Here is a 12,314-nt window from a genome sequence, read left to right as displayed (position 1 = left end):
CTATGCCTCTTCTCCGGTCGGCTCGTGCTCCACATCGCTGCGGAGCACCCGGTCGACCGCTGTGCGGAGTGTGCGGATCGTGAGTTCGGATGCGAGATGGCGCTTGTAGTCGACGGTGCCGCGGGCGTCTCCGACGGGCTCGCAGGCCTGTGCGGCCAACCGTCCGGCTTGGGCGAACGCCTCCTCGGAGGGTGGACGTCCGGTCAGGTAGTCGGCAATGTCCGAGAGCCCGGACGGATCCGGGTTCACGGCGGTCAGGCCGACGGCTGCCCGGGCTATCTCGCCGCCCTCCACCGTGACTGCGGCGCCGGCCGCGGCGATCGCCCAATCTCCGGTTCGCCGTGCAATCTTGGCGTACGCACTGGAACTGTGGCCGTGAACCGGTATCACGATCTCGATGAGCATTTCGTTGTGTGCGAGCGCCGTCTCGTACGGTCCGACGAGGAACTCGGACATCGGGATCTCGCGACGTCCGCCGGGCCCGCGCACCACGCACGTGGCGTCGAGTAGAGAGCAGACCGTGGTGAGATCCTCGGCCGGATCCGCCTGACACAGCGATCCGCCGATGGTTCCGCGGTTGCGGACCACCGGGTCGGCGATCACCTTCTCCGCGTCGCGGAAGAGGGGGAACGCCGCCGCGAGTTCGTCTGATTCGAGTAGCCGGCGGTGCCGTGTCATCGCACCGATCCGCAGCCTCGACCGCTCGGTCGTGATGTAGCCGAGTTCGCCCTCGAGGTCGTTGATGTCGATGAGGTACTCGGGATTGGCGAGGCGAAGTTTCATCATGGGGAGCAGGCTGTGGCCGCCAGCGACGAGGCGGGCTTCGTCGCCCAGCCGGTCGAGCAGGGCGATGGCGTCCTCGACGCCCGTGGCACGCTCGTATTCGAAGGATCCTGGAACTTGCATTGTGACCTACCTCACAAATGTGGATCCTCTCAGCCTGCGCAAGAACCGATGGTCCGTCAACCCCCGGTAAACCGCCCTAGTCGACGCAGAAATCGACGGGTTCCTCGTGGTGGATCCGGCCGCTCGACTCCATTAGTGGGCGCCCCGTGCCACCCCACCGGCGGGCGATGATCTCGGCGGCGATGGACACCGCCGTCTCCTCGGGTGTCCTGGCACCGATGTCCAGGCCGATGGGGCTCGACAGCCGGTCGAGCTCGGTGTCGGTCAGACCGGCCTCGCGGAGGCGTTCGCGCCGGTCCTGATCGGTTCGGCGTGATCCCATGGCGCCTATGTAGGCGACGTCGGGGATGCGTAGTGCCGTCTCGAGGAGGGGAACGTCGAACTTGGGGTCGTGGGTGAGTACGCAGATCACGGTCCGGCCGTCGATGGCCTGTGCCTCTGCCTGCGCAGCGAGATACCGGTGCGGCCAGTCCACCACCACTTCGTCGGCCGTCGGGAACCGCGCGTGCGTCGCGAACACCGGACGGGCGTCGCAGACCGTCACCCGGTATCCCATGAAGGCGCCCTGCCGGGCCACCGCGGCGGCGAAGTCGATGGCCCCGAACACGAGCATGCGCGGCCTCGGCGCGTAACTGGCGACGAACACCTCCATGCCCTCGCCGCGGCGCTGACCGTCGGTGCCGTACGTCAGCACCGTGCTGCCGCCCGCCGCGAGGAGCCCCCGGGCGTCGTCGGTCACCGCGGAATCGGCTCGGTCGGAGCCGAGTGAACCGCTCACGTTCTCGGGCCGGACGACCAGACGTCGCCCCACCCGCGCGGCATCGGGATGCGCGACAACGGTGGCCACGGCGACCGGCAGGTGATTGTCGATGTCCTGGGCGATCTCATCGAGCTCGGGGAAAGTGTTGCGCGACACCGGTTCGACGAAAATGTCGATGATTCCACCACAGGTGAGACCCACCTCGAACGCGTTCTCGTCGCTGATCCCGTACCGCTGCAGCACCGGCGTGCCGGACGCCGTGACCTCGCATGCAAGTTCGTAGACCGCTCCCTCGACACACCCACCGGACACGGAACCGGATGCAGTCCCATCGGGTGCCACGACCATCGATGCCCCCGGCGGTCGCGGAGCGGATCGGAATGTGCGGACCACGGTTCCGACACCCGCCGTCCCGCCCGCGGTCCACACCGCCATCAGGTCCGCCAGTACCTCGCGCATCAGCACCCTTCCCGCTCGAGTCCGGACGTGTGATAGACGCTCAGCTACAAGCCTATTCCGCCGAGGCGGGTTTGGTCCGGGAGACCGGACCTCACCCTCGCGGCCTCAGGTGCCTGCTGGGTGTTGCGGCAGTCGGAATCGCCGGCCAAGACCACAGGCGCCACCTTTGTGGATCCGCAACGCGGGGCATGGCGGTGCTAGGTTGGCGCTGTGCCGATCACCGTGCTACTTGTGGACGACCAGGAATTGATGCGTATGGGCCTCAATATGGTGCTCGACGCGCAGGACGACATCGTGGTGGTCGGCGAGGCGGGCGACGGGGCGGCCGCGGTGGCGGCGGTCCGTAAACTTGAACCCGATGTCGTGCTGATGGATGTGCGCATGCCGGTGGTGGACGGGGTCAGTGCGACGGCGCAGATACTCGAATCCGGGGTCGCCAGCCGCGTACTCGTCATGACGACCTTCGACCTCGACGAGCACGCAATGGGGGCGTTGCGGGCGGGGGCCAGTGGCTTTCTGCTCAAGGACACCCCCTCGGAGGACCTGGTGTCGGCCATCCGCAGTGTGGCGGCGGGAGACGCTGTGGTGTCGCCGAAGGTGACGCGGCGACTGCTGGCCCGTTTCCTCGACGACGGCCGGGCTCCGCGCCGCGACCCGGCGGTACTGGACGTGCTGACCGAGCGGGAGCGGGAAGTGCTGCAGCTGGTCGCCACCGGATTGTCGAACACGGAGATCGCGGAAAGTCTGTTCCTGTCCGAGTCGACGGTGAAATCGCACATCGGCCGGATACTCACCAAATTGAATGTGCGGGACCGGGTGCAGGCGGTGGTCCTGGCCTACGAGACGGGCCTGGTGCGGCCCGGCTCGTAGGCTCGTCCGCCGCCGTGACGGTCAGGACGTGAACGTGCCGACGGTCGGGACCACCGTGCAGTTGACGTTGCCGGGATAGCTCACGGTGCCGAACATCGTGCCGAGCACCGTGCCCGCACCCGTGTCGACGATCTTCGACAGCAGCGGGGTGTTGATGATGGGCAGGCGGTCGTCGAGTTTCACGATCCCGCCCTGGAAGGTGTTCAGGTTGATCCAGGCAACACTGAGGTCGGAGGACTGCGGTATCGCCACGTAGGCGGGAATTGCCTGGAATCGCAGCTGGCCGGCGGTGATCGGGGGAAAGAGATTCGGTCCTGCCTGAGCGCTTGCGAGGGTGACGGTCGCCGGCTCGTCGGCGACACCGCATCCCAGGGTGGGGGACGGGTACATGAAGTCCTGGGGCGTGGTGAGCCCGAGTTCGAGCACATCCTTCGGGACGAAGACGCTGGCGCCGAGGAGTTGGTTCACCGCGTTGCTCGCCACCGGCGACATCTCGGCGGCCAGCGCCTGCAGTTCCCCGATGCCCCGAGCCGCATCGGGTAGGGGCTGGGCCGAGGCGGGTGCGGCCGACAGCGTGCAGGCGACAGCGGCCGATGCCAATACCGTCGTGGCACGGCGGAACAGGGTGGACCGGAACATAGCGGCTCCTTGTTGTGCGCGGGATCGGAAGATCCCCCATCCGAGAGAACTGCATCACGGCACAACTCTCAATGTCAACTTTAGGGTTAGATTGTGAGCGGTTCGAGATCTGTGCCGGGAGAAATCTGGCGTCCTCGAACGTTGAACGGACAGACGGCCAGAGTGTCGGTATCCGCCGTTCGAAAGGGGGCGTCATGTACGCCGCAATGTTTCTGCTCTACGTGGTGGCGGAGATCGCCGCACTCATTTGGGTGGGCGGCACGATCGGCGTGCTCTGGACAGCCTGCCTCTTCCTCGGTGGATCGCTCGTCGGACTGATGCTGATGCGCTCGCAGTGGCGTCGAGTGATTCAGGGGTTGCGTGCAGCCGCAGGCGGCAAGGGGTCGCCGGGCGCGGCGGTAGCGGATGGTGCCCTCGTGGCGGTCGGTTCGGCGCTGATGGTGGTGCCCGGGCTCGTCACATCACTTCTCGGGCTGCTTCTGTTGATCCCGCCCACCCGATGGCTGCTTCGGCCCGTCGTCGTGCTGGTTGCCGGCAAGCGCGCCGCCGTCGTCGCGGCCGGCGCCGAGGCCTTCGCGCGTACCCCTCGTCGAGGCCGCGGTGAAGTGATCGAAGGTGAGGTGGTGCACGACGTGTTCGACGGTGAGGTAGTCGATACGCAACCTCGAACCCCGACCCGTGATCCACGTCTTCTGCCCTAACAGGCACACTAGGTGCCCGTGACTACCCAACTGCTGGTCGGCGGCCGAATCTACAGTTCCTTTGCACCAGACGCCACGTCGATGGCAGTGACCGACGGAACCGTCGTGTGGGTCGGCGACGACCGCGCAGCCCGCGCACTGCACCCGGACGCCGAGGTCGTGGACCTGGACGGCGCGTTCGTCACTCCGGCGTTCGTCGACACCCACGTCCACGTGACCGCCCTGGGGCTGAACATCGTGGGCCTCGACCTCGTCGGTGTCGGCTCGCTGCGCGAGTGCCTCGACCGGTTGCAGTCCTTTGCTCGCACCCACGACGACGCCGTCATCTGGGGGCACGGCTGGGATGACTCGAACTGGCCGGAGGGCGCCGGCCCCACCACGGCGCAGTTGGACGAGGCCGCGCCGGGCCGCCCGGTGTACCTTTCGCGGATCGATGTCCACTCCGCGGTGTGCTCCACTGCGCTGCGGCAGCTGGTCCCCGATGTGAACGGAACCGCGGGCTACTCCCCGGACGGACCGCTGACCTTCGAGGCGCACCACGCCGCCCGCACGATCGCCCGATCCCTGCTGACGGAACGGCAGCGGGCAGTCGCCCGCGCCGCAGCGCTCGACGCCATTGCCGCCCGCGGAATCGTCGCGGTGCACGAGTGTGGCGGTCCGGACATCGCCGGACTGGACGACTTCCGCGAATTGTTGTCCACCTCCCACGCAGTGGAGGTGCGAGGTTACTGGGGGCAGGCAGTCTCCGACGTCGAGGAGGCCCGGAAGCTCCTGCAGGACACGGGCGCTCACGCTCTCGGCGGCGACCTGTTCATCGATGGCTCCATCGGGTCGCACACCGCGTGGCTCCGCGAACCCTACGCCGATGCGCCCGGCACCACCGGGAAGAGCTACCTCACCGTCGACGAGATCGCGGCCCACCTCCGGGCCTGCACGATCGCCGGCATTCAGGCGGGCTTTCACGTGATCGGTGACGCCGCAGTCCGGGCCGCGGTCGATGCCCTCGCGCTGGTGGCCGACGAACTCGGCGGACCCGCCGTCGCCGCGGCCGGACACCGGCTCGAGCACGCCGAGATGATGAGCACCGAAGACGCGGCCCGCCTCGCGACGTGGGGTGTGATCGCCAGCGTGCAGCCCGCGTTCGACGCCCTGTGGGGTGGGACGAACGGTCTCTACGCACAGCGTCTCGGCCGCGACCGGGCCCTCACCTTGAACCCGTTCTCCGCGGCCGCGTCCGCCGGAGTGTCGCTGGCGCTGAGTTCCGACGCTCCCGTGACCCCGGTCGAACCGTGGGCGATGGTCCGTGCCGCAGTCCAGCACCGGACTCAGGGGAGCGGCATCTCGCCGCGTGCCGCGTTCTCCGCTGCCACTCGTGGGGCCTGGCGGGCCGGCGGGGTCCGGGACGGGCTGGCGGGCACCCTCAACCCTGGCGCCCCGGCGTCGTATGCGGTGTGGGATGCCGGGGAGCTGGTGGTCAGCGCACCCCAGGATTCCGTCCAGCGGTGGTCGACCGATCCGCGGTCCCGGGTGCCCGCCCTGCCGCGACTCGACGAAGACGTACCCACGCCGGTGCTGCTGCGTTCGGTGCATCGGGGGAGCATCGTCCATGAGCGCTGACGGCGGAGCGTCGTCCATGAGCGCTGACGGCGGAGCGTCGTCCATGAGCGCTGACGAGGCCGTGCCCGGCGGGTCGACTGGCGTTCGCGGGCTGGTGTCGCGTTGCCTCGTGTCCGTGGCCGCCGGGTTTCTGATCTTCGCTGGGTTTCCTCCCCGGCCGCTGTGGTTCCTGGCACCGGTCGGTGTCGCACTGCTCGTCCTGGTTCTCACCGGGGCCGGTGGGCCGGCGCCGCGACTCCGCGCCGGCTTCGGCTACGGGTACCTGGCGGGTCTGGGCTTCCTGGTGCCGCTGTTGCCGTGGATCGGCGTGTTCGTCGGCGCCCTGCCGTGGCTGGCGCTCGCGGCCGTCGAGGCGGTGTTCGTGGGCCTGTTCGGGGTGGTGGCTGTCCTCGTGTCCCGGTTGCGCTGGGCGCCCCTGTGGATCGCGGCCGGCTGGTCACTCACCGAATGGTTGCGTGCCAGCGTCCCGTTCGGCGGTTTCCCTTGGGGCAGGCTCGCTTTCGGGCAGTCGGAGGGGTGGCTACTGCCGTTGGCGAGTCTCGGCGGCGCCCCACTGCTCAGCTTCGGGGTGGCCTTGACGGGCGCCGGACTGGCCTCCGTCGCCGTGACGGTGTGGGCTCGGGCGCACGGCGCGGCGGACTGGAAGCGACCTCTTGCAGGCGGTCTGGCCGCGGCCCTCGCTGCCACGGTGCTTTCGGTGGCGTTGGCGCCGGCGCTCGCCGACATGGGGTCGGGAGACCGGACGATTACCGTCGCGGCAATCCAGGGGAGCGTGCCCAAACTGGGGCTCGACTTCAACGACCAACGCAAACGGGTCCTCGACAATCACGTGCGGCGCACACTCCAACTGGCCGACGAGGTTGCCGCGGGGGCGGCGCCGCAACCGGATGTCGTCGTCTGGCCGGAGAACGCGTCCGATATCGACCCGCTGCGTAACGCGGACGCGGCCGCGGACATCTCCCGCGCGTCCGAAGCGATCGGCGCGCCGATTTTGGTGGGTGCGGTGCTGGTCAACGGCGACCGCACCACGACCAATTCGGTGATCGTCTGGGACGGCGACGAGGGACCGGGCGAACGACACGACAAACGCATCATCCAACCGTTCGGCGAATACCTGCCCTACCGCGATTTCTTCCGGCACTTCTCCTCCTACGCCGACCGGGCCGGCAACTTCGTACCCGGCGACGGCGACGGCGTCGTCCACGCGAACGGTGTTCCCGTCGGGGTCGCCACCTGCTACGAAGTGGCGTTCGATCGCGCCTTCGAGGGATCGGTGCGGGCCGGCGCGGAACTGCTCGCCGTTCCCACGAACAACGCCACCTTCGGCGATACCGAGATGACGTATCAGCAACTCGCCATGTCGAAGGTGCGGGCCGTCGAGCACGGGCGGGCGGTGGTGGTCGCTGCCACCAGCGGTGTCAGTGCGATCATCGCGCCGGACGGCTCCACCGTGGAACAGACGTCACTGTTCGTGCCCGCCGCCCTGGTGTCGGAGGTGCCGCTGCGGACCCAGCTGACTCCGGCGAGTCGCCTCGGGCCTCTGCCGGAGGTCCTGCTCTGCTTCGCCGCCGCCGCTGCGGTCGTGGCCGCTCTGGTGTCACGCCGACGATCCGCCCGCCCGCCATCAGGCAAAATGCGCGCCGTTCCAGAATGTGGAATGGGTGAAACGCTTCGAACCGGATGCCCGATAGGGAACCCGAGGCGTACTCCTGAGTAAGGTTTGGAAAATTCCCAGGGTCGCCAGTCACTGTCGGGTGGTGACGGGGTGGTTCGTCCGCCCGCCGAGATGAGAAACAGGGGTGGACGGGTGGTCGACGCTGTGCCGGTTCCGCCCCTGCCTCCGACAGGTGATCTCCCGGAGAATGCCTTCCCGCTTTCTTCCGCGCAGCAGGGAATGTGGTTCGCCCAGCAGCTCGAACCCTCGGTGCCGGTCAACATCGCTCAGTGTGTCGAACTGGTCGGGGAGCTCGATGCGCCCCTGCTGTCCGAGTCGATGATCACCGCCGGCCGCGAACTCGGGTCCGCGTTCCTGCGCCTGATCGAGGTCGACGGTGTCCCGTATCAGGTGGTCGATCCCACCCTCGAAGCCTCGGTCCGCTTCGTCGATTTGCTGCACGAACCCGACCCGCGGGCCGCCGCCAAGGAGTGGATGCGGCAGGAGTACACCGCCCCGATCGACGTGTTCCGGGACCGGTTGGTGTTTTCCGCGCTGCTTCGAATCGCGCCCGACCGCCACTATTGGTACAGCCGGGTTCATCACGTGGCCCTCGACGGAATGGGCTCGGTCACGCTCGTCGACCGAGCGGCGGAGCTCTATACGGCTACCGTCCGAGGGGTGATCGCCGCGCCGTCCAAGGCGGCAGACTTGACGGAGGTCGCCGGCGTCGACCACGACTACCGCACCTCCGCCCGCTACGACGCTGACCGCCGATACTGGTCGGAACTCGTCGCTCGCATCGGCGAGCCGCACAGTTTGGTGGACCGCACCGCACCGGCGCGCGCCCGCAGTCGTACCACGGGCAGCCAGTTGCCCGGCACCCTCGTCGACCACCTCGACGCCGCCGTCGATCGGCATGCCTCCTCCGTCGCGTTCGAGGTAATCGCGGCATTCGCCGCCTACCTCGCACGCATGACAGGCCGCGAGGACGTGGCCCTCAGCTTGCCCGTCACGGCCCGAACCACCGCGCTGCTCCGCCGCTCCGGCGGCATGGTGTCGAACGTGGTTCCCCTGCGACTGCAGGTCCGCCCGGACATGACGAGCGCCGACCTCGTCGCCGCGGTCCGGCTCGAGGTGACGGCGGCGCTGCGCCACCAGCGGTATCCGCACATCGACATCCGCCGCGACGCCGCCGCCGACGACCAGGGCTTCTACGGACCACTGATCAACGTGATGCTCTTCCACAACGAGATCACGCTCGGCGACATCGTCGGCAGACTGGAATTGCTGTCGACCGGCCCGATCAGCGATTTGGCGGTCAACGTCTACCACGGGGTGGCCGGCACGAGCCTCAACCTCGATTTCGAGGCCAACCCGGACCTCTACTCGGAGACGGCGCTCGACACGCATCACCTCCGGTTCACCCGATTCTTCGGCGAGTTCCTCACCTCTGATGCCCTTCGGCCCGGTCGGATCGGCGACCTCGGCATTCTCGACGAGCACGAACACCGCAGCCTGGTGCCCGCGACCGGCCGTGCCGGGTTCGCCCCGGTCACCCTGCCGGATCTGCTCGCCGGGGCCGTCCGAAGCAACCCGGACGGTGACGCCCTGGTCGTACCGGGAACGGAAGCGCCCGCCGGCGTCCTCAGCTACCGCGCCCTGGACGAGACGTCGAACCAGCTGGCTCGACTGCTGATCGACCTGCAGGTCGGCCCCGAGGTCGCGGTCGCCCTCGCGCTGCCCCGCTCGCTCGACTCGGTGTCGAGTGTGTGGGCGGTGGCGAAAACCGGGGCAGCCTTCGTTCCGGTGGATCCCCGCTATCCGCGCGAGCGGATCCTGCACATGCTCCAAAACTGTGGGGCGCCGATCGGCATCACGACTGCAGACCTGCGCGCCGACCTGCCGGACTGCACACACTGGATCATCCTCGACGACAACCAATTCCGGGCCGAACTCGCCTCCTATCCGACCGGTGCCGTCGTCGACGCCGACCGCACCGCGGCCCTGTCGCTGGACCACCCTGCGTACGTCATCTACACCTCCGGGTCGACGGGCCGGCCCAAGGGTGTGGCGGTGACACACCGCGGTCTGGTGAACCTCGCCGCGGACGAACGCGACCGGCTCGGAGTCACACCGGACTCGCGGGCACTGCATTTCGCCTCCCCGAGCTTCGACGCCTCGGTGTTCGAGCTGGTGATGGCGGTGTGCGCGGGTGCGGCGCTGGTGATCGCGCCGACCACGGTCTACGGCGGCGACGAGCTTGCCGAGTTCCTCTCCGAGCAGCACATCACCCACGCCTTCTGTACCCCTGCGGCCCTGGCGTCGCTCGATCACCGTTCGCTGCACGACCTTCGGACGATCGTCGTCGCGGGGGACGTGTGCCCACCCGAGCTGGTCGCTCGCTGGGCACCCGGGCGGACGATGATCAATGCGTACGGGCCGAGCGAGACGACGATCATGTCCTCCGCCACCACCGCTCTGACGGCCGGACAGCCGGTGAGCATCGGAGCACCCACCGTCGGTGTGGATCTCGTGGTCCTCGATCATCGGCTGCGGCCCGTTCCCGCCGGGGTTCGCGGCGAGCTGTATGTTCTCGGCGCGAGCCTGGCCCGGGGTTACGTGCACCGGGCCGGGCTGACGGCGGAACGGTTCGTGGCCTGCCCGTTCGGAACGGGTGGACGGATGTATCGCACCGGCGACGTGGTCCGCTGGGTGTCCGCAGCCGACGGGACACCGGTGCTCGACTTCCTCGGCCGCAGCGACCATCAGGTCAAGATCCGCGGGTTCCGCATCGAACTCGGCGAGATCGACGCGGCCCTGTCGGCGCATCCGCTGGTGGAGTTCGCCCACACGATCGGCCACGAGGGCGCCGCAACCACACGCCTCGTCTCGTATGTGCTGCCCGCGCCGCATTCCGTGGTCGACACCCGCGAGCTGGCCGAGTTCGCCGGGCGCAGCCTGCCCGCGTACATGGTGCCGTCCGCAATCATGGTCCTCGACTCGCTGCCGCTCACGCCGGCAGGCAAACTCGACCGCAACGCCCTGCCCGCCCCCGTTTTCGCCGAGCGGTCCGCCTCGATCGTGGGACCCCGATCCGGCACCGAGGAGGTGCTCGCCGGGATCTTCCGGGACGTCCTCGGCGTCGACGACCTGAGCGTCGAATCCAGCTTCTTCGAACTGGGCGGCAACTCGTTGATGGCCACCCAGGTGGTGTCCCGGGTCGGAGCCGCGCTGAAGGTGCGGATCGGTGTCCGTGACCTCTTCGAGTCGCCGTCGGTGGCCCAGCTGGCCGTCGCCGTGGCCGAGTCGACGTCGCACACGCGCGCGCGACCGGTCCTGCGGCCGCGGGAGCGCCCGGATCGGGTGCCGTTGTCTGTTGCGCAGCAACGGATGTGGTTCCTCAACCAGTTCGACCCGGCGTCTCCGGCGTACAACCTGCCGATCGCCCTCCGGCTCACCGGGGACCTCGACCACGACGCCCTCCGGTGGGCACTCACCGATGTCGCGGAACGTCACGAAACGCTGCGCACGATCTTCCCGGACAGTACGGACGGACCACACCAGGTGATCCTGCCGTCCGGCGCGGTGCTGCCGCCGGGCGCGCCGGTCGCGGTGGACGCCGATTCCCTCACAGCCGCAGTGGCGTCGCTCGGGGGCACCGGCTTCGACCTGACCACCGATCCACCGCTCCGTGTGGGGCTCTTCCGCGAGGCCACCGACCGTCACCTGCTGGTTCTGGTGGTTCACCACATCGCCGCCGACGGGTGGTCGATGACCCCCCTCGCCGCCGACGTGATGGTCGCCTACGCGGCGCGTGCCCACGGGCAGAGCCCGTCCTGGGCGCCGTTGCCCGTGCAGTACGCCGACTACACGCTCTGGCAGCGCGACATGCTCGGCTCGGAAGCCGATCCGGACAGTGTGGCCGCCCAGCAGCTGAGCCATTGGCAGGGCGTACTCTCCGGTCTGCCGCAGGTGCTCGACTTGCCGACCGACCGTCCACGCCCGGCCCAGATGTCGCATCGCGGTGGCCGGGTCGACTTCACGGTGCCGGCCCTCGTGCACGAGCAACTGACGCAGCTGGCTCACCGCACCGGCACCACGCCGTTCATGGTGACGCACGCGGTCCTGGCCGTGCTGTTGCACCGCCTCGGTGCCGGCTCGGACATCGTGATCGGCACCCCGATCGCCGGCCGCGGTGAGGAAGAACTCGACCACCTCGTCGGCATGTTCGTCAACACCCTGGTGCTGCGGATCTCCCTGGAACCGGACGACACGTTCGCCGACCTCCTCGGCCGTGTCCGCACCGCCGACCTCGCCGCGTTCTCGCACGGCGACGTTCCCTTCGAGCGCCTCGTGGAGGTCCTCAGCCCGGAGCGCTCGTCGGCGTATCACCCGCTGTTCCAGGTGATGCTCTCGTTCCAGAATACCGCGACCACCCGTGTCGAACTCGACGGCCTCACCGTGGAGGCGGCCGAGATCGACGTCCACATGGCCAAATTCGACCTCCAGCTCACCGTCGTCGAGCACGTCGACGCCGAGGGCCGGGCCGCGGGCATGTCGATGGACCTCTCGTACGCGACCGACCTGTTCGACGAGCGCACGATCGTGGCGATGGGCGCACGGTTCCGCAGAATTCTCGACGCCGTACTCGACGACGACCCGGTCGCTATCGGCGACATCGACCTGCTCGAGGCACCGGAACGGG

The 12,314-nt window shown here is 68.7% G+C and carries 7 protein-coding genes and 1 pseudogene; 5 read left to right on the top strand and 3 right to left on the bottom strand.

Annotated elements, in window-relative coordinates:
• Positions 1-906, bottom strand: coding sequence for an FAD binding domain-containing protein (locus tag JQT59_RS23630; RefSeq protein ID WP_213572225.1), 906 nt, complete (start codon positions 904-906; stop codon positions 1-3).
• Between the two features lie 76 nt (positions 907-982).
• Positions 983-2,125 carry an XdhC family protein gene (locus JQT59_RS23625; protein ID WP_213572224.1) on the bottom strand — a complete coding sequence of 381 codons (1,143 nt, stop codon included), beginning with the start codon at positions 2,123-2,125 and terminating at the stop codon, positions 983-985.
• Between the two features lie 210 nt (positions 2,126-2,335).
• Between JQT59_RS23625 and JQT59_RS23620 the strand changes: the two genes are divergently transcribed.
• A complete protein-coding gene (locus JQT59_RS23620) occupies positions 2,336-2,995 on the top strand; it encodes a response regulator (RefSeq protein ID WP_213572223.1) in 660 nt (219 codons plus the stop codon).
• Between the two features lie 21 nt (positions 2,996-3,016).
• Here JQT59_RS23620 and JQT59_RS23615 read toward each other — a convergent pair whose 3' ends face one another.
• Positions 3,017-3,634, bottom strand: a complete 618-nt coding sequence (locus JQT59_RS23615) for a hypothetical protein (RefSeq protein WP_213572222.1) — start codon at positions 3,632-3,634, stop codon at positions 3,017-3,019.
• A gap of 194 nt (positions 3,635-3,828) precedes the next feature.
• Here JQT59_RS23615 and JQT59_RS23610 point away from each other — a divergent pair, with 194 nt between their 5' ends.
• The 4 genes and pseudogenes from JQT59_RS23610 to JQT59_RS38435 all read left to right on the top strand — a co-directional run.
• Positions 3,829-4,335, top strand: a complete 507-nt coding sequence (locus tag JQT59_RS23610) for an FxsA family protein (RefSeq protein WP_213572221.1) — start codon at positions 3,829-3,831, stop codon at positions 4,333-4,335.
• 12 nt (positions 4,336-4,347) lie between these two features.
• Positions 4,348-5,952, top strand: a complete 1,605-nt coding sequence (locus JQT59_RS23605) for an amidohydrolase (RefSeq protein ID WP_213572220.1) — start codon at positions 4,348-4,350, stop codon at positions 5,950-5,952.
• 43 nt (positions 5,953-5,995) lie between these two features.
• Positions 5,996-7,669 (top strand): apolipoprotein N-acyltransferase, encoded by a 1,674-nt coding sequence (lnt, locus tag JQT59_RS23600; RefSeq protein ID WP_213578036.1) that lies wholly within the window; start codon positions 5,996-5,998, stop codon positions 7,667-7,669.
• A 69-nt stretch (positions 7,670-7,738) separates the two neighbouring features.
• Positions 7,739-12,310: pseudogene (locus tag JQT59_RS38435) on the top strand (amino acid adenylation domain-containing protein); the annotation flags it as partial.
• Positions 12,311-12,314 lie beyond the last annotated feature (4 nt).

It is taken from the genome of Rhodococcus sp. USK13 (assembly GCF_018343855.1).
GTDB classification, from domain to species: Bacteria; Actinomycetota; Actinomycetes; order Mycobacteriales; family Mycobacteriaceae; genus Rhodococcus_F; species Rhodococcus_F oxybenzonivorans.
The sequence above is the reverse complement of the archived record's forward strand: the minus strand, read 5'-3'. Positions and strand labels throughout refer to the sequence as shown.

Bases quoted from the DNA above. Each gene is read 5' to 3' on its own strand.
- JQT59_RS23610 (WP_213572221.1), top strand. From the start codon at position 3,829: ATGTACGCCGCAATGTTTCTGCTCTACGTGGTGGCGGAGATCGCCGCA.
- JQT59_RS23630 (WP_213572225.1), bottom strand. From the start codon at position 906: ATGCAAGTTCCAGGATCCTTCGAATACGAGCGTGCCACGGGCGTCGAG.
- JQT59_RS23615 (WP_213572222.1), bottom strand. From the start codon at position 3,634: ATGTTCCGGTCCACCCTGTTCCGCCGTGCCACGACGGTATTGGCATCG.
- JQT59_RS23625 (WP_213572224.1), bottom strand. From the start codon at position 2,125: ATGCGCGAGGTACTGGCGGACCTGATGGCGGTGTGGACCGCGGGCGGG.
- lnt (WP_213578036.1), top strand. From the start codon at position 5,996: ATGAGCGCTGACGAGGCCGTGCCCGGCGGGTCGACTGGCGTTCGCGGG.